We start from the raw sequence: 17,409 nt of genomic DNA on the forward strand, positions 1-17,409 counted from the left end.
CCTGATACCTCCGCCCGCAGGCGCTCAAATCCAGACAAGAGGCCAAATCCCGCGATGCTAGTTCTGCGTGGTGCTCCCGCACTGTCGAAATTTCGCCATCAAAAACTCCTCACCCAACTCCGCGCCCTGCAGCCAGCGATTGCAGATGTGTACGCCGAGTTTGTGCACTTTGCCGACAGCGACACGCTGGGCAACAAGGATCAGGCTCTTCTGGAGCGCCTGCTGCAGTACGGTCCCACCGAAGAGAAGCATCAGCCGGAAGGCGAGCTGATCCTCGTGGTACCGCGCCCCGGCACCATCTCCCCCTGGTCTTCCAAGGCGACCGACATCGCGCACAACGCGGGTCTGACCCATATTCACCGCCTTGAGCGGGGTGTTGCCTACTACATTACCGGGGTCAACTTAACCGAGGCTGAACGGAGCGATCTGGTGGCCCTGCTGCACGACCGCATGGTTGAGAGTGTCTTCTCCAAGATGGAGCAGGCCGAGCAGCTGTTTGTGGTGGAAGAAGCCCGCCAGATGGGCCGCGTGGATGTCCTCGAAGGCGGACGCAGTGCACTGCAAGCGGCCAACGTGAGCCTCGGCCTGGCCCTGGCGGACGATGAAATTGATTACCTGCTCACCAGCTTTGAAGAGCTGGAGCGCAATCCTACCGATGTCGAGCTGATGATGTTCGCCCAGGCGAACTCCGAGCACTGCCGCCACAAGATCTTCAACGCCAGCTGGACCATCGATGGCGAAGACATGCCCAACTCCCTGTTTGGCATGATCAAGAACACCTATCAAAAGGGCGGTGAAGGCGTCCTCTCGGCCTACGCGGACAACGCCGCGGTGGTGGTCGGCCACGAAGCAGGTCGCTTCTACCCGGATCCGGTCACCAAGGAATATGGCTTCAGCCACGAGGCGATCCACCTGTTGATGAAGGTGGAAACCCACAACCACCCGACAGCCATTGCACCATTCTCCGGTGCGGGTACCGGTGCCGGTGGTGAAATCCGTGACGAGGGCGCCGTGGGCCGTGGCTCCAAGCCCAAAGTGGGCCTGACCGGCTTTACCGTATCCAACCTGCAGATTCCCGGCGCCCTGCAGCCCTGGGAAGTGGACTACGGCAAGCCTGAGCGCATTGTGACCGCGCTGGACATCATGATCGAAGGCCCCATTGGCGGCGCGGCGTTTAACAACGAGTTCGGTCGCCCGAATATCTGCGGTTACTTCCGTACCTTCGAAGAAGACTTTGATGGCGAGCGCCGCGGCTACCACAAGCCGATCATGCTCGCCGGTGGTTACGGCAATATCCGCGAAGAGCACGTGGACAAGCCCGAATTCAAGGCCGGTGCCAAGCTGATTGTGCTGGGTGGCCCGGCGATGCTGATTGGCCTCGGTGGCGGTGCCGCTTCCAGTATGGCCAGCGGTTCCAGTTCCGAAGACCTGGACTTTGCCTCGGTACAGCGCCAGAACCCGGAAATCGAGCGCCGCTGCCAGGAGGTCATCGACCAGTGCTGGCAGCAGGGCGATAAGAACCCGATTGCGTTTATTCACGACGTGGGCGCCGGCGGCCTGTCCAATGCGTTCCCGGAGCTGGTCAAAGACGGCGGCACCGGCGGCAACTTCGAGCTGCGCAACGTGCCTTCGGACGAGCCGGGCATGAGCCCCCTGGAAATCTGGTGTAACGAATCCCAGGAGCGCTACGTACTGGCAGTGATGCCAGAGGACCTGGCGCGTTTCGAGAAAATCTGCGAGCGCGAGCGCGCGCCGTTTGCGGTGGTGGGCGAAGCCACCAATGAAAAGCACCTGACCCTGAACGACAAGCAGTTCGACGCCAAACCGGTGGACCTGCCCATGTCTGTGCTGTTCGGCAAGCCGCCGAAGATGCACCGGGTGGCCGAGAAGCGCGAACCTGAGACCAGCGCGTTTGATACCAGCGGCATCGATCTGAACGAGGCCGCAGAGCGCGTGCTGCGCCTGCCTACCGTGGCGAGCAAGAGCTTCCTGATCACTATTGGCGACCGCACCGTAACCGGCCAGGTTTCTCGCGATCAGATGGTTGGCCCCTGGCAGGTGCCAGTGGCCGACTGCGCCGTAACCACCGTGGCCTACGACAGCACCGCCGGTGAAGCCATGTCCATGGGTGAGCGCACCCCGGTGGCGCTGCTGGATGCTCCGGCTTCCGGTCGTCTGGCGGTGGGTGAGGCGATTACTAACATCGCTTCGGCGCCGATCAAAAAGCTGTCCGATATCAAACTCTCCGCCAACTGGATGTGTGCCGCCGGCCACCCGGGCGAAGAAGAAAAGCTCTACCGCACCGTGGAAGCGGTGGGCATGGAGCTGTGTCCCGAGCTGGGCATTACCATCCCGGTGGGCAAAGACTCCATGTCCATGCGTACCGCTTGGAATGATGGCGGTGTCGACAAGGCGGTGACCGCACCGATGTCGCTGGTGATTTCCGCGTTCAGCCCGGTCAGCGATGTGCGCAAGGTGGTCACTCCGCAGCTGCGCAAGATGAAGAAGGGCGAGAGCGAGCTGCTGCTGGTGGACCTGGGTGCTGGCAAGAACCGCATGGGCGGCTCCTGCCTGGCGCAGGTTTACAGCCAGCTCGGCGATGTCCCGGCAGACCTGGACGACGCCAAGCGTCTCAAAGGCTTCTTCGATGTAATGCAGGAATTGCTGGAAGAAGAAAAAGTCATCGCTTACCACGATCGCTCCGACGGTGGTCTCTTCGCTACCCTGGCGGAGATGAGCTTTGCCGGGCGCGTGGGTGTCGATGTGGAAATCTTCGACCTGGGTGACGACCCCATCGCCGCACTGTTCAATGAAGAGCTGGGTGCAGTATTGCAGGTGCCCGCTGCCGATGCGGATATGCTGACGATGCGCTTTGCGTCCGTTGGTGTTCCCGCCCACCGAATTGGTGCGCTGAACGAAGACGAACAGCTGCGTATCCACCGCGAAGAAAAAGAGATTTTCAGCCGCAGCCGCGCCGAGTTGCAGCAGATCTGGTCCGAGACCAGCTATCGCATTCAGTCCCTGCGCGACAACGCCGACTGCGCCAAGCAGGAATTTGATGCAATCGCCAAGAGCGCAAAGGAAGATCCGGGCCTGTCGGTGAAGCTGTCTTTCGACATCAACGAAGACATCGCCGCACCCTACATCAAAAAAGGTGTACGCCCGAAAATTGCCATCCTGCGCGAGCAGGGCGTCAACAGCCAGGTGGAAATGGCACACTCCTTCCACCGCGCCGGTTTCAACGCCGTCGACGTGCACATGAGCGATATCCTGTCCGGTCGCGTAGAACTGGATCAGTTCAAGGGCCTGGTCGGCTGCGGCGGCTTCTCCTACGGTGATGTGCTGGGCGCCGGCGAAGGCTGGGCCAAGACCATTCTGTTCAACGACCGTGCCCGCGACCAGTTTGAAGGCTTCTTCAATCGCAAGGACACCTTCGGTCTCGGCGTGTGTAATGGTTGTCAGATGTTTTCCGTGATCAAGGAACTGATCCCGGGGGCCGACCACTGGCCGCGCTTTGTGCGCAACCTGTCTGAACAGTACGAAGCGCGCTTTGCACTGGTGGGCGTGGAAGATTCCCCATCCGTGCTGTTCAAGGGCATGGCCGGTTCCTACATGCCGGTGGCTGTTGCGCACGGTGAAGGTCGCGTGGAGTTTGCCAGCCAGCAGCAGCTGGAAGACTGCGAACAGTCCGGCACCATCGCCATGCGCTACCTGAACAACAAGCAGCAGATTACCGAGACCTACCCGGCCAACCCGAACGGTTCGGTGAACGGTATTACCTCCCTGTGTTCCGAAGACGGCCGCGTCACCATCATGATGCCGCACCCGGAGCGCGTCGCCCGCGCGGTCAGCAACAGCTGGCACCCGGACGACTGGCAAGAGGACTCCGGTTGGATGCGCCTGTTCCGCAATGCGCGGGTGTTTGTCGACTAATCGACAGGCTTCGCGCATATGATGACGCATATGATGAAAAGCCCCGGTTTACCGGGGCTTTTTTTTGTGTGGCGGGATACTGAAGCGGTTCGGTGTTGGTTCGCGCTTGTGCCGGTCATGCGACATTGGGCAGTGGCACATGTTAGGGTATTGCTTCAGATGTGATCGCAACCACAGTGTGGGGGAGCAGCGATGAATACAGAGGAGCCCGCGTTTAACATGCCCCCGGTGCGGGAAACCGCGTCCGGCAACCAGCGGCGAGTAGGGTTTGAGTTGGAGTTTTCCGGTCTTACCCTGAAAACCGCCGCCAATGCGGTGGCGCAAGCCCTGGGCGGCGAGTTGCAGCAGGACTCGGCGGCAGAAATGTCCCTGCATCATGAGCTGGGCCACTTCAATATCGAAATCGATTGGGACTTTCTGAAACGGCACGCGTCTGAGAGCGGCGCCGAAGAGGGCGGTGATCGCTGGCTCGACCTGTTGGGCCAGGTTGCTGCGCTGGTGGTTCCCATTGAAATTGTCTGCCCACCACTGCCGCTCGATCGGCTGCCCTTGTTGCAAGCGCTGGTACCTGCGCTGCGTGACGCCGGTGCGCGCGGCACCGAAGAATCATTGATCGCCGCTTACGGTGTGCACATCAACGCCGAGATTCCGCGGCTGGACGCGGAAACGCTGTTTGGCTACCTGCGCGCTTTTGCATTGCTGCAATGGTGGTTGGTCGATACGCACAAAGTCGATATTGCCCGGCGGGCAAGCCCCTATATCGACCTGTATCCGGAAGCCTATGTGCGTCTGCTGTGTGAGCAAAAGCAGCCGTCGATGGATGATATTTTCTCCGATTACCTGCAACACAATGCCACCCGCAATCGCGCTCTTGATCTACTGCCCTTGCTGGCAGAAATCGATGAGGCGCGGGTGCGTCGTGCGGTGGATGATCCGCGCATCAAGCCGCGTCCGGCATTTCACTACCGCCTGCCCAACTGCCAGATAGAAAAGCCCGGTTGGTCGCTGGCCAGTAGCTGGAATATATGGTGTGTCGTGGAAGCTCTGGCGGTGCAGCCAGAGCTACAGGCACAGCTGGGCGAGGAGTTTCTATCGCGTAGCCAGCCCCTACTGGGTGTCAATCGCAACAAATGGACGGAATTTGTCGAGCAATGGCTGAACGACCACGCATTGGTGTAACGGGCACCGCTCGGCGCTGGTCGCCGGGTTGGTGGTGCACCGCTGCGGCGCTGTGGCTTGCGGGCGCCACGCCGGAGCGGATCAGTGTGCAACACAAACCTTCGGGCAAGCCCCTGCAAGGGCTGGTGATCGGAGGCGGTGACGATATCAGCCCCGAGCACTATCACGGTGACCTGCGGGAAAAAGTGAAGTCCGACCCAGAGCGCGACCAGCTGGAAATTCACTGGATCAACTATGCCCTGGAGCAGCGGCTGCCGTTACTGGGTATCTGCCGAGGCGCACAGCTGATTAACGTCGTGCTTGGGGGTGATCTGCACAGTGATATCCGCGACCTGCGCCGCCGCACCTACAATCGCCCGGGGCTGTTGCCGACCAAGCAGGTGTTTGTGCAGCCGGAGTCCACCCTGGCGAGGCTCACAAGGCGCAAACTGCGGGTTAACAGTCTCCACCACCAGGCGATCAAGCGCCTGGGCAAAGGCCTGCGGGTGGTGGGGCGCGACCTTGACGAGTTTACCCAAGCGGTGGAAAGCGATAGCGGACGCCCCATCATCGGCGTGCAATGGCACCCTGAATACCTTTTCTACTTACCGGCACAATTCTCCCTGTTTCGCTGGCTGAGAAATCAGGCGGCGAAGTGATCAGTTATCTGGTGCTGTTCGCGTCCGCCTTTCTCGCGGCCACCATTCTGCCGTTTTATTCCGAAGTGGTGCTGTTTGCAATGCTGCGCGATGGTGGTGATCCGGTGCTTCTGGTTGCGGTGGCCACACTGGGTAATACCCTGGGTGCGGTGGTGAACTGGGTATTGGGGCGCTACCTGCTGCACTTTCAGGATCGGCGCTGGTTTTATTTTTCCCACAAGCAGATTGCCAGGGCGCAGGCGTGGTTCCAGCGCTATGGCTTCTGGAGCCTGTTGCTGGCGTGGATGCCGGTGGGTGGCGATGCGTTGACCCTGATCGCCGGTATCATGCGGGTGCGCCTGTGGCTGTTTATTTTGCTGGTGGGAATAGGCAAGGGTCTGCGCTACGTGTCTGTGGTTTTCCTGCAGCAGTCCGCTGTGTTCAGTTAGTTGTCCCTGCCGAATCTGCGCCTCCCTCCCTGAATAAAAAGCACGTACCTGTTTACCCTCAATGCTGTGCGCTTACGCCATTTGGTGGCAGTGCCGGTACCGGGATTGTCTAGACTGATTTACAGGCTTGATGCGACGACGCCAAATCCATCCGATTGGTTTCGGAGCCGCGTAAATCTTTTAAACTGGAGCAGGTAGATAATGCCATGAGTAATAAACCCGATTGCTGTACTAGCCGCCGTCAGGCCATGAAAACCGCGTTGGCCGCCGGTGCCGCCAGTTTGGCTGCAGGTGCCGGTCTTATGAGTTTTTCCGGCGTGAGTTTCGCGGCAGCGCTCACCCAGAAAGAGCGCGACGCCATGAGTCCGGACGATGTGATTGCGATGCTGAAGGAAGGTAATGAACGGTTTCGCTCCGGCAAGATGGAGCAGCATGATTACCTGGCGCAAAAACGCGCCAGTGCCACGGGGCAGTACCCCGCAGCGGCCATTCTGAGTTGCATCGACTCGCGGACACCGGCGGAAATCCTGCTGGATATGGGGTTGGGAGAATCCTTTAACGCCCGCGTTGCCGGGAATATCTGCAACGATGACATTATCGGCAGCCTGGAGTTTGCCTGTGCCGCAGCGGGGTCCAAAGTGATTCTGGTGATGGGGCACACCGCGTGTGGCGCGGTGAAAGGTGCCATCGACAATGTGAAGCTGGGCAAGCTGACCGGCTTGCTGGATCAGATCCAGCCGGCGGTAAAAGCCACTGACTACGAGGGCGACCGCAGTAGCAAGAACGAGGCATTCGTGGATCTGGTGGCCGCCAACAATGTGCGCCGTTCGATCAAACAAATTCGCACCCAGAGCGCCGTGCTGTCGAAGCTGGAGAAAGAAGGCAAGATAAAAATGGTCGGTGCCATGTATCACCTGAGCGATGGTCGATTGGAAATACTCGCCTGACGATGGTACCGCCTGCAATGCCTGGCGTTCTCGCCCAATGGTTTCCATGCAAAGCCCGCCAGAATGGCGGGCTTTTTTGTGGCGAGTATTGGTTTTACGCCAGTGGTCAGGCGAGAGTCAGGTGCTTGTTGATCGGAAGATCCCGGATTCGCTGGCCACTCGCGGCAAAGATCGCGTTGGCAATGCTGGGCGCTACCGGCGGTACGCCCGGCTCGCCAACACCGGCGGGCGCTGCCGTGGATTCGACGATATCCACGGTGATGTTCGGGCTCTGGTTGATACGCAGCAGGGGGTAACTGTCAAAGTTACTGTTACTGACGGCCCCATCCTGCATGGTGATTTCTCCCATCAAAGCGAGGCTCAGGGCGAAAATCATCGAGCCTTCCATTTGAGACACAACCCGGTCCGGGTTCACTGCCAGCCCCACATCCGCACAGCAGTGCATTTCCAGCACCTCAAACTTTTTCCCTGTCACACGCACTTTGCTGGCAACGGCGACATAGGACAGGAAGCTGCGGTGTACCGCGATACCCCAGGCCTCACCGCTATTGTCCGCTTGTGCAGATCGCGGGGTCAGCCGGGCTTTCTTTGCCGCGCGCTGGAGTACGTTCTTGAGGCGCGCAGTATCCAGGGGGAACTTCTCCAGTGGTTCGCCATAATTTCCATATTTGTATTCCCCTTCGCTGGGATCGACCAGACGATCCGGGCCAATCAATTGCATCAGGAAGGCATCGGGTGCTTTTCCTGCGGCGTGCGCCAGCTCATCGGCAAAACTGCACACGCCAAACGCATTCTGAATATTGCACACCGAGCGCAGCCATCCAATGCGGGTGTGATATTCCGCGGGTGCGGTTTCGGTGCGGTAGTGCTCGATGTTATAGGGCAGGTCGGTGAAGCCGAGATCCAGCTCGCCGGAGGAGGGGTGCTCAACGCCGGCGCTGAAAGTCCCGGAAATTGACGGGAAGGCCGTGCGCTGCAGCCAGCCGCTGACATTACCCTGCTTGTCCATCGCGGCCTCGAAGTGCGCGGCACTGATGGCGTGGTAAAAATCGTGGCGGATATCGTCCTCGCGGCTCCACACCACTTTTACCGGTTTGCCCAGTTTTTTCGCAAGCAGTGCGGCCTCGATCACAAAGTCTGGCTTGGACTTGCGCCCAAAGCCGCCACCTAATAGGGACACATTGACCCGCACCTGCTCCGGCTTGATCTTCAGAGCATTGGCCACATGCTGCTGGACAGACTGTGGGTCCTGCACACAACTCCATACTTCGCAGCCATCGCCATTGACCACGGCAGTCGCGCTGGGCGGCTCCATGGTGGCGTGGGCGAGGTAGGGCACCGAGTAGTTCGCCTTGTGTACCTTGTCGGCGTTTTGCAGAGTGGCATCCAGGTCGCCGCGACCGGTTACCCGTTTGCCGGGTTTCTGCACCCGTGTGCGCAGGGTATCGAGATAGCTCGTGCTGTTGTGTTGCTGGTGCGGTGACTCACTCCATTGAATCGCGAGTTTTTCCCGCCCCTTGAGTGCGCTCCAGGTGTTGCGGGCAACGACGGCCACCCCGGACAGGGGGTTGAAAACGGGCGGTTCGGTGGCAACCTCCAGACGTTCGATGGCGACAACGCCCTTTACCTTGCGCGCAGCACTGTCATCGAGCTTCGCGATCTTGCCGCCCAGAACCGGGCTGCGCTCGATACTGGCAATCAGCATGTCGTCAAGCTGGACATCCTGGCCGTATCTGGCCTTGCCCATCACCATGTCCGGAGTATCGTAATTCTTGACCGACTTACCGATATAGTTGAACTGATCACTGCTCTTTAGCCGCAGCGTACTTTGGTCGGGCACCGGCTGTTGGGCAGCGCGCTCGGCCAGCTCGCCAAAGCGCAGTCTGCGGCCGCTGGGGGTGTGTACCACGGTGTGGTTGCTGGCGGCGCATTCCGACGCCGGTACCTGCCACTGTTGTGCGGCGGCGGACTCGAGCATGCTGCGCGCACTGGCACCCATGTTGCGCATGGTGTCGTAAAACCTGCGGATGCTGCGCGAGCCATCGGTGTTCTGGCTGCCGTAGCGCTTGTCGCCCAGGCCCTGAATGACTTTTACCTTGGCCCAGTCGGCTTCCATCTCGTCCGCCACGACCTGGGGTAACCCGGTGCGAATGCCCTGACCCATTTCCGAGCGGTGGCAGACAATGGACACGGTATCGTCGGGGTTGATTCCCACGAACAGATTGAGTTCCTGGTGTGCAGCGCTGCTCTGCGCCCACAGTGGCAGGGTGTTTGGCAGCGCAGCGCCGAGTACCAGGCCGCTGGCGGTGAGCCCGGTTAACCTGAGGAAGCGGCGGCGATCGACATTTTCAATGCGCTTCTGGCTCATGACGTAGCCTCCTCAGCGGTGCGGTCGGCATTGTAAAAAGCCGCGCTCTGGCTGGCGGCGCTTTTGATTGCGATCTTGATGCGCGGATAGGTGCCGCAGCGACACAGGTTGCCGCTCATGGCATTGTCAATTTCCGTATCGCTCGGGCTGGCATTTCTTGCCAGTAGCGCGGCGGCGCTCATGATCTGGCCGCACTGGCAGTAACCACACTGGGGGACTCCGTGTTCTATCCAGGCCTTTTGCAGTGGGTGCTTGCCATCTTTGGATAGCCCCTCAATGGTGGTGATCGATTTACCCACCGCTGCGCTGACCGGGGTTAAGCAGGAGCGTACAGCCTGTCCATCGAGATGAATCGTACAGGCACCACAAAGCCCTTTGCCGCAGCCGAATTTTGTGCCGGTCATGTTCAGCTCGTCGCGCAATGCCCACAGTAGTGGCATATCCTCGTCTACATCGAGCTGGTGGGTGGAGCCGTTAACGGTTATCTGCATAGTTGTTCTCCGTAAGCTTGCCAGTCTTGCTGGGTGTCGATGTCGATGCTTCCACCGGGTAGCGGTACACGGTTGAGCGGGGTCTGGGGGTCGCGCAGCAGGGCGCGTGCACCGTGATCGCCCTGCAGCTTGTGTAGCAGGGGGAAAGTGCGACGTGGGAAAATTGCCGGTACACCGTGGTGACCGCGGTAGACGCTGCAGGTGATGCGCGCGCGCCGGGTGAACGCGGTGATCAGGTTTTGGAGGTCCCCGCGGGTGACCGCGGGCTGGTCCGCCAGCAGGATGAGTGCGGCGTCGCATGTATCCGGCACCTGGCGTATACCAAAGGCAAGCGAGCTGCCCATGCCCGCCTGCCAGTGCGGGTTCTCCACGAACGTCAGCGTCGGGTGCCGATCACGCAGTTGCGTATGCCAGGCGCCGCTGACAATGATGGGGGGCGACAGATCGGTGTCACTCAGGCTCTCCACACAGCGCTCCAGCAGGGTTTGCCCATGCGCGCTCTGCAGTAGCTTACAGCCGCCAAAGCGCCGCGATGCGCCAGCGGCAAGGATGATGGGCTGGATCACGGGTTTGATCGATGGGCGCGCAGAGTCCTTCAGCATGTAATCACTTCGCTCCTGGAAGAGGGGCTGGTCATGCTTTTGCCATCGGCGCGGTGCAGCACCGCGTGTAACTCCGCGCAGGTGGCCAGGGCAATACTCTCTGGCAGTTCGCCGCCAAGGTTCAACCCAATGGGGGCGCGCAAGGGAACCGCCAGCGCGCGATTGAGGGCTTCGAGCTCAATGCCGGCCAGGGCCAGCACCCGATCTCGGCGCGAGACCGGCCCCAGCAGCCCGAGGTACTTGAGCGGTAGGCCAGACAGCACCCGCAATGCGGCCGCGTCCAGCTCGAGGTTGTGGCTCATGACAATCGCGGCGTCCACCTGTTGCATTGCCAGCTGCGATGGAAGAGCCTCCGGGTGGCAGGGATAGAGCCGGCACTGGGGAAAGTACGCCTGGCGTGCATTGGCTGTGCGGGGATCGCACAGGCTTACTTGCCAGCCCTGGCTGCGGCACAACTGCGCCATGGGGCGTGCATCAACACCCGCTCCGACAATCAGGATATGCGGAGCCGGGCGCAGGGGCGTCTCTAACCAGTTGCCGTCCGCCGTTTCCAGCAACCTGGCGCGACCATTTAGCCCGGACTGGCGGGCGTCGGCAATGGCAGTCTCGGTCTCGCCATTGTCGGGGATTTTCTGCAAATAGCAGCAGGGCTGGCCGTCGCGCAGCCTGATGCGAAGTTGCTCCAGTTTGAGGTGGTCATTCTCCGGCAGCACCGGCTGCAGCAGAATGAATACGGTGCCGCCGCAGCCGATTCCCAGCTTGAAGGCAAAGTCGTCTTCATCACTGCCGTCGTAACACAGGGTTTTGGATTTTCCCGTGCTGAGCACCTGCTTTGCATGACGCTGGATATCCGCCTCCAGACAGCCGCCACTGAGCAGACCGTAATATTTCCCCAGATCGTCAAACAGCATCATGGCCCCGGCCTTGCGATAGCAGGGGCCGGAGGTCTGGTAGATAGTGCCGAGAACCCACTGGCGATTGTTGCGGTGGGTATGCCAGATGTCGAGCAGTGTCTGTATCTGATTGGCCATGGAACCCTGGTTAGCGTTGTTTTTTATTCGGGTATCAAAACATGCTACCCCAGCCCTCCGGTTTCTGCATCCTTGACCGGAAAAATCCGGAATGTTTGCTACACTTAGAACAATAAATGCGGAAAAAATTCTAAAAAATGAATCTCGCGCATTTGCGGACTGGTTCTGAGATCAGCGCTCGATGTTGCTTTTTGCTGAAGGGGAATTCGGAGTACCTGCACATTCTCTCTGCTCGTCGTTCCCTGAAAATGCGTCCAGTCTGCCTGAACAAATCACAACGGCCTTTATCAGTAATGCCTGATGGAAGCGCGTTTTAAGTTGTCGAGCATAGTCAAGCAAGGAGCAGGACAATGGCATATGACGAAAAGCTGGCAGAAAAGGTTCGCGAACTTCTGACCCCCAGTGATGGCCTCTCGGAGAAGCAGATGTTCGGCGGTCTGGCCTTTATGCTGAATGGCAACATGGCCTGCGGCGTTATCGGCGAGGAGTTGATGGTGCGGGTGGGGCCAGACAATTACCAGGCGGCACTGGGCGAACGCTATACCCGGCCGATGGACTACACCGGTCGTCCGCTCAAGGGCATGGTGTATGTGGAGGAAGATGCCATCGCCGAAGATCTGGATGGCTGGGTCAATCGCGGTGCGGAATTCGCCGGTTCCCTGCCACCCAAGTGACTGTTCTCGCTCGCTTAACCTACTCGCTTAAGGCACTCTTCACTAGCGCGCGACGTTGCACCTGACCACAACGGCCGGGGGCCGAGCTGACGCACTGATGTCCGAAGGCGAGGAGATCTAGAGCTGAGTCAACTGTTCCGGCGTGTCCAGTTTGGACGGCGGCGCAATACCGTCTATCTCGATGGTGAGGTGGAACACTCTGGGGCAGCGCTGCTTGAGCTCTGCTTCCAGCTCGTCAATCAATTCCTCGGTAGCTTCCAGGGTGGCCTGAACAATCGCACGGGTCTCCGCATATTCCAGTACCGCCCCGGTGCGCCGGTGCTCCGGGACCCGGTCCAGCAGCTGTCGTTCGTGGGCAGCAATACGCTCGCGCATATCCCGCATCAATACCTCCTCCCGCAATTCAACTTCCGCCACCACAACCGTATGGGTGTCATCCACTATCACCGAGCGCAGATCGTGGTAGCGCTCGATTTCCCGGTGGTGCTTGACGATTTCATGGAAGGCGCGCTCGGCATCTTTGTCGCGAATATTGGTGAGATAGCGCATGTTGATCATGCCGAGGAAAATCGCCGTCAGCCCGAGCATGACCGCAATCGCGACCGAGAAACCGATGTCCCACATGGGGTTGCCGGTTGACTGGGTCATGCCAATACCGGTGGCCGCGAGGATAACGCCGGTAACCGCGATGGAGTCCTCCAGCAAGACCGCGATCAGGGTCGGGTCATCGGCATCCACCAGGTAGCGGAAGGGATTGCGCTTGCCTTCGGCGCGCATGCGCGAAAAGAACTCTTTGCCGGCAATCAGCAAGACGTAGCCTTCCAGTACAAAAGCGATGGTCAGCACCACAGCCGAGATCCAGATGGGCGCGATGTCGAGGCCGAGCAGTGTGATGGTCTCCGGGCGCTCAAAGTGCGCGAGGTTTTGCCATGCATGCCAGGCGTGGGCGAGGCCCAGGCCGCAACCGATGGAAAACAGGCCGATCGCACTCCACAGATTCCACAGATACTTTTTCTGCCCATGGCCAAAGGCGTACTGGGTATCTGCGGGACGGCTGCCGCGCCGGATACCCATCAGCAGGAATACCTGGTTCAGTGTATCCATCAGGCTGTGCACCGCTTCGTTCATCATGGCGGCAGAATGTGTCGCCACGGCGGCGATACCTTTTAACACGGTGATGATGGCGTTGACGGAAATCGCGTAAAGGACCGCCTTTTTTGAACCCTGTGCCATGAAATCGCCTTGTTTGCTTGATCCTTGGTGCTGAGCTGGATTGCGTGTATTGGAATGAGAGTTTAGCCCTGCGAGGTGGTCCAGTAGCCATTTATTCCTCCGGGTACACCTCTATTCCTCCGGGTGCACCACACGGTGAAGCCTTGAATGCCATCGCGAAAGTCGGCTTGTATTCTATGCCTATACTTCCAAAGCCAAATTCCCTGCACCAGTTAGCAGGTGTAATTACATTTGGATACAACAAGTTTAGGTCGAGGTTACCGATGAGGAATGCCGTTCGTACAGCGCTGTGTATTGTGCTGATGTCGTGTTTTTCACTTGCGCAGGCGCAGGATTCTAATAAACCAAATATTCTCATCATCTGGGGCGATGATGTGGGTATGTGGAATATCAGCGCTTACCACCGGGGCATGATGGGTGGCTCTACACCGAATATCGATCGTATCGCCAGTGAAGGCATGATTTTTATGGATCACTATGCGCACGCCTCCTGCACCGCCGGTCGTGCGTCTTTTATTACCGGCCAGTATCCCATGCGCATCGGCCTCAGTACTGTGGGGCTGCCTGGTGCTGAGCAGGGTCTGAAAGAGGAGACGCCAACCCTGGCAGCAATGCTTAAAGCACAGGGGTACATCACCGGCCAGTTCGGCAAAAACCACCTGGGTGACCGGGACGAGCACCTGCCCACCAATCATGGTTTTGACGAATTCTTTGGCATTCTTTACCACCTGAACGCTGGTGAGTATCCGGAGCAGTACGATTACCCGAAGGATCCGGAAGTACAGAAAAAATACGGGCTGAAAATGCGCGGTGTCATTCACTCGAAAGCCCTTGCCAACGGCAAGCAGGATATCAAGGACTTGGGTACCTGGGGGCAGGAGCGTCAGCGCAACCTGGATCAGGAGGTGCTCGAACAGTCCAAGCGCTTTATTTCCGACGCGGTAAAGTCCGGCAAGCCGTTTTTCGTATGGCACAACACCACGCGCATGCACTATCGCACCAACCTGACCAAGGAATATCAGGGAAAAAGTGGGTACGGTATTTACGCCGACGGCATGATGGAACTGGATGACGATGTAGGCGAACTGCTGGACCTCCTGGACCAGCTGGGCGTGGCAGACAATACCCTGGTCATGTTTTCCACCGACAATGGTGCCGCTTCCAATTCGTGGCCGGATGGTGGAAACCAGCCATTTCACGGGGAAAAAGGTGTCGGCGGCTGGGAAGGCGGTTTCCGGGTGCCGATGCTGGTGAAATGGAAAGGGCACATTCCCGCCGGCGTGTCCACCGGCGAATTCATGGCCATGGAAGACTGGGTGCCCACCATCATGGCCATTGTTGGTGATAAAGACCTCAAAGAAAATCTCCTCTCGGGGGCCAAGATTGGCGATAAGCGCTTCAAGGTACACCTCGACGGTTACGACCAGACGGACATACTACTGAATCAGGGGAAGACCAAGCGCAAAGAGTTTTATTACTTCACCGAAACCACCTTTCACGGCATGCGACATGGCGACTGGAAATTTCTTTTTGTGGAGCAGGAAGAATGGTTTCGCGGCACCCAGATACCACTGACTACGCCCTATATCATTAACCTGAAGCTGGATCCGTTTGAGCGCTTCATTGATGCGCGGGGCTACGACGAGTGGGCGGAAAACCGCAGCTGGACCCTGGGCCCGGCAGGCGAGCAAATCGGAAAATTCGTCAAGAGTTTTGAGAAGTACCCACCGGTGCAGGAAAGCATGTCGGTTCAGGTTGGTGAAATCAGCAAGCTGATCAACGCGCTTGCGCACCAGCAGCGCTAGTTTTTGTGTCTCAAGGCATGGTAACTGAGTGAAAAAATCGATTACCAAGGAAGGTAGATATGTATAAGCATGGATTGACCCTGTCGTTATTGGCTACTGCGATTGCGTTGTCTGCCTGTGGCGGCGACGGCGAGCGGGAAAGGCAAAAGGAAAGTGCCACTGATGCCGCCGGCGGGAAAGGCGAGGTTCTGATCGAGGAAGAGTACGGCTCCGCAGATCCTCGGGCATCAGATACCGCCGGCACAGCGCCGGCTTCACGCTCCGCGCAAACCGCCGGACGTGGCAGCAGATCCTATCCTACGCAGGCCTTCTTTGGTGACTCCCACGTGCACACGGGCTGGTCTGCCGATGCCGGTATGGATGGCGCCATTCTTACGCCGGAGGATGCCTACCGCTTTGCCCTCGGCGAGGAAGTGAAATCCAACAGTGGTATGAGTGCCAAGCTCGCGCGGCCTTACGACTGGTTCATGATCACCGACCACTCCGATGGCATGGGGGTGATCAATGAGCTGATCGATGGCAATCCTGAAATGATGGCGGATGCCACCCTGAAAAAGTGGAATGAAGCGCTGAATTCCGGCGACGAGAAAAAGGCGGCTGCCGCGAAGAGCGAATTGATTGTCATGCAGTCTGAGGGCCGATTGCCCAAGGCCGTGATGGACCCCAAATGGATGAAGTCCGCCTGGGAAAAAACTGTGGATGCGGCAGAGAAGTATTACAAACCCGGCGAATTCACCACCTTTATCGCTTACGAGTGGACGGTCAACGCCGATGGCGGCGACAACCTGCATCGCAATGTCATTTTTCGCGATGACGCCAGTAAAACTCGCAGCCTGTTACCGCTGACCACCTTTGAAACCCAGGATCCGGAAAAACTCTGGAGCTGGATGAAGGCCTACGAGGACAAAACCGGTGGCCGGGTGCTGGCCATTCCCCACAACGGCAATATGTCGAATGGTCGCATGTTCGAGGAAAAGCGCTTTGACGGCTCGCCCATGACCAAAGAGTGGGCCGAAATGCGCGCCCGCTACGAGCCGCTGTATGAAGTGACCCAGATCAAGGGGCAGAGTGAATCCCATCCCAGCCTTTCCCCAGAGGACGAATTTGCGGACTGGGACCTGTGGGACCGAGGTAATCTGATCTTGAAGCCTAAACCACCGGGCTCGTTGCAATATGAATACTGGCGTCCGGCACTCAATGCGGGAATGCGTCTTGAAGACGAGCTGGGCACCAATCCCTTCCAGTATGGCGCGAATGGCGCAACCGACGCCCACACGGGACTGTCGACACCGGACGACGATAATTTCTTCGGCAAGTTCAAAACGCTGGAACCGAGCAACAAGACCCGCTGGGACTTTCCGCTGCTGACCGGGCCTACCGACAGTTATATGGGGTGGGAGATGGCCGCCTCTGGTTCCATGGGGGTCTGGGCTACGGAGAATACCCGCGAAGCCATCTGGGATGCGATGATGCGCAAGGAAACCTTCGCCACCACCGGGCCACGTATGACCCTACGCTTTTTTGGCGGATTTGATTTCTCGGAGGAAGATACCAACGGCGACCTGGCGAAAGTAGGGTACGTCAAGGGTGTTCCGATGGGCGGCAAGCTAAAAGGTGGCTCAGAGAACAAACGCATCAAATTTTTGGTGGCAGCGATGAAAGATCCGGAGGGTGCGAACCTGGATCGTATCCAGATCATCAAGGGATGGGTGGATGGAAAAGGAAAAACCCATGAAAAAGTGTTCAACGTCAAATGGTCTGGAAACCGGAATATGGACGCTCAGGGCCAAATCCAGCATGTAGGTGACACCGTCGACTTGAAAACCGCCGAGTACACCAATGATATTGGGGATTCCCAATTGATCGGTTATTTCGAAGACAAGGAATTCAATCCACAGCACAAGGCGGTGTATTACGTACGCGTGCTGCAGATTCCCACCCCGCGCTGGACCCTGTATGACAAGGTAAGGAACGAGATTGAGATGGACAAGAAAGTCCCTATGGTGCAACAGGAACGCGCCTTTTCGAGTCCGATCTGGTATACGCCATAAAGACGTCCACATTGAGCAATGGCTTAATG

13 protein-coding genes are annotated in these 17,409 nt (G+C 58.5%); 8 read left to right on the plus strand and 5 right to left on the minus strand.

Going from position 1 to position 17,409, the window contains the following annotated elements:
• The first annotated feature begins 54 nt into the window (after positions 1-54).
• The 5 genes from purL (at position 55) to AU182_RS07830 (ending at position 7,125) form a co-directional block, all read left to right on the plus strand.
• Complete coding sequence (gene purL, locus AU182_RS07810) at positions 55-3,933, plus strand: phosphoribosylformylglycinamidine synthase (RefSeq protein WP_066963277.1); 3,879 nt, start codon at positions 55-57, stop codon at positions 3,931-3,933.
• A gap of 192 nt (positions 3,934-4,125) precedes the next feature.
• Positions 4,126-5,112, plus strand: a complete 987-nt coding sequence (locus AU182_RS07815; protein WP_082859297.1) for an amidoligase family protein — start codon at positions 4,126-4,128, stop codon at positions 5,110-5,112.
• Positions 5,085-5,750: a gamma-glutamyl-gamma-aminobutyrate hydrolase family protein gene (locus tag AU182_RS07820; RefSeq protein ID WP_066967704.1), complete on the plus strand. Its 666-nt coding sequence runs from the start codon at positions 5,085-5,087 to the stop codon at positions 5,748-5,750. The genes AU182_RS07815 and AU182_RS07820 overlap by 28 nt, the downstream gene beginning before the upstream one ends.
• Positions 5,747-6,178, plus strand: coding sequence for a YqaA family protein (locus AU182_RS07825; protein WP_066963280.1), 432 nt, complete (start codon positions 5,747-5,749; stop codon positions 6,176-6,178). The genes AU182_RS07820 and AU182_RS07825 overlap by 4 nt, the downstream gene beginning before the upstream one ends.
• A gap of 206 nt (positions 6,179-6,384) precedes the next feature.
• Positions 6,385-7,125 (plus strand): carbonic anhydrase family protein, encoded by a 741-nt coding sequence (locus AU182_RS07830; RefSeq protein ID WP_066963283.1) that lies wholly within the window; start codon positions 6,385-6,387, stop codon positions 7,123-7,125.
• 106 nt (positions 7,126-7,231) lie between these two features.
• Here AU182_RS07830 and AU182_RS07835 read toward each other — a convergent pair whose 3' ends face one another.
• The 4 genes from AU182_RS07835 to AU182_RS07850 are packed head-to-tail and all read right to left on the minus strand — an operon-like array spanning position 7,232 to position 11,617.
• On the minus strand, positions 7,232-9,493 hold the full coding sequence (locus AU182_RS07835) for a xanthine dehydrogenase family protein molybdopterin-binding subunit (protein WP_066963286.1): 2,262 nt from the start codon (positions 9,491-9,493) through the stop codon (positions 7,232-7,234).
• A complete protein-coding gene (locus AU182_RS07840) occupies positions 9,490-9,984 on the minus strand; it encodes a (2Fe-2S)-binding protein (RefSeq protein ID WP_066963289.1) in 495 nt (164 codons plus the stop codon). The genes AU182_RS07835 and AU182_RS07840 overlap by 4 nt, the downstream gene beginning before the upstream one ends.
• A complete protein-coding gene (locus AU182_RS07845) occupies positions 9,975-10,586 on the minus strand; it encodes an NTP transferase domain-containing protein (protein WP_066963292.1) in 612 nt (203 codons plus the stop codon). The genes AU182_RS07840 and AU182_RS07845 overlap by 10 nt, the downstream gene beginning before the upstream one ends.
• Positions 10,580-11,617: an XdhC family protein gene (locus AU182_RS07850; protein ID WP_066963295.1), complete on the minus strand. Its 1,038-nt coding sequence runs from the start codon at positions 11,615-11,617 to the stop codon at positions 10,580-10,582. Before AU182_RS07850 ends, AU182_RS07845 begins: the two co-directional genes overlap by 7 nt.
• A gap of 350 nt (positions 11,618-11,967) precedes the next feature.
• Here AU182_RS07850 and AU182_RS07855 point away from each other — a divergent pair, with 350 nt between their 5' ends.
• A complete protein-coding gene (locus tag AU182_RS07855; RefSeq protein WP_066963298.1) occupies positions 11,968-12,291 on the plus strand; it encodes a TfoX/Sxy family protein in 324 nt (107 codons plus the stop codon).
• Between the two features lie 117 nt (positions 12,292-12,408).
• Here the strand turns inward: AU182_RS07855 and AU182_RS07860 are convergent, their stop codons facing one another.
• Positions 12,409-13,524 carry a cation diffusion facilitator family transporter gene (locus AU182_RS07860; protein ID WP_066963301.1) on the minus strand — a complete coding sequence of 372 codons (1,116 nt, stop codon included), beginning with the start codon at positions 13,522-13,524 and terminating at the stop codon, positions 12,409-12,411.
• Positions 13,525-13,787: 263 nt separating this feature from the next.
• Here AU182_RS07860 and AU182_RS07865 point away from each other — a divergent pair, with 263 nt between their 5' ends.
• The gene (locus AU182_RS07865) at positions 13,788-15,329 is read left to right on the plus strand and encodes an arylsulfatase (protein WP_193754313.1); all 1,542 of its coding nucleotides are present in this window, start codon (positions 13,788-13,790) and stop codon (positions 15,327-15,329) included.
• A 59-nt stretch (positions 15,330-15,388) separates the two neighbouring features.
• A complete protein-coding gene (locus tag AU182_RS07870) occupies positions 15,389-17,380 on the plus strand; it encodes a DUF3604 domain-containing protein (protein WP_066963307.1) in 1,992 nt (663 codons plus the stop codon).
• Positions 17,381-17,409 lie beyond the last annotated feature (29 nt).

This window comes from Microbulbifer sp. Q7 (assembly GCF_001639145.1).
Classification (GTDB): Bacteria; Pseudomonadota; Gammaproteobacteria; order Pseudomonadales; family Cellvibrionaceae; genus Microbulbifer.

What these genes read in the sequence shown, in the direction of transcription:
- purL (WP_066963277.1), top strand. Translation starts at nt 55, where the DNA reads ATGCTAGTTCTGCGTGGTGCTCCCGCACTGTCGAAATTTCGCCATCAA.
- AU182_RS07815 (WP_082859297.1), top strand. Translation starts at nt 4,126, where the DNA reads ATGAATACAGAGGAGCCCGCGTTTAACATGCCCCCGGTGCGGGAAACC.
- AU182_RS07820 (WP_066967704.1), top strand. Translation starts at nt 5,085, where the DNA reads ATGGCTGAACGACCACGCATTGGTGTAACGGGCACCGCTCGGCGCTGG.
- AU182_RS07830 (WP_066963283.1), top strand. Translation starts at nt 6,385, where the DNA reads ATGAGTAATAAACCCGATTGCTGTACTAGCCGCCGTCAGGCCATGAAA.
- AU182_RS07835 (WP_066963286.1), bottom strand. Translation starts at nt 9,493, where the DNA reads ATGAGCCAGAAGCGCATTGAAAATGTCGATCGCCGCCGCTTCCTCAGG.
- AU182_RS07840 (WP_066963289.1), bottom strand. Translation starts at nt 9,984, where the DNA reads ATGCAGATAACCGTTAACGGCTCCACCCACCAGCTCGATGTAGACGAG.
- AU182_RS07845 (WP_066963292.1), bottom strand. Translation starts at nt 10,586, where the DNA reads ATGCTGAAGGACTCTGCGCGCCCATCGATCAAACCCGTGATCCAGCCC.
- AU182_RS07850 (WP_066963295.1), bottom strand. Translation starts at nt 11,617, where the DNA reads ATGGCCAATCAGATACAGACACTGCTCGACATCTGGCATACCCACCGC.
- AU182_RS07855 (WP_066963298.1), top strand. Translation starts at nt 11,968, where the DNA reads ATGGCATATGACGAAAAGCTGGCAGAAAAGGTTCGCGAACTTCTGACC.
- AU182_RS07860 (WP_066963301.1), bottom strand. Translation starts at nt 13,524, where the DNA reads ATGGCACAGGGTTCAAAAAAGGCGGTCCTTTACGCGATTTCCGTCAAC.
- AU182_RS07865 (WP_193754313.1), top strand. Translation starts at nt 13,788, where the DNA reads ATGAGGAATGCCGTTCGTACAGCGCTGTGTATTGTGCTGATGTCGTGT.
- AU182_RS07870 (WP_066963307.1), top strand. Translation starts at nt 15,389, where the DNA reads ATGTATAAGCATGGATTGACCCTGTCGTTATTGGCTACTGCGATTGCG.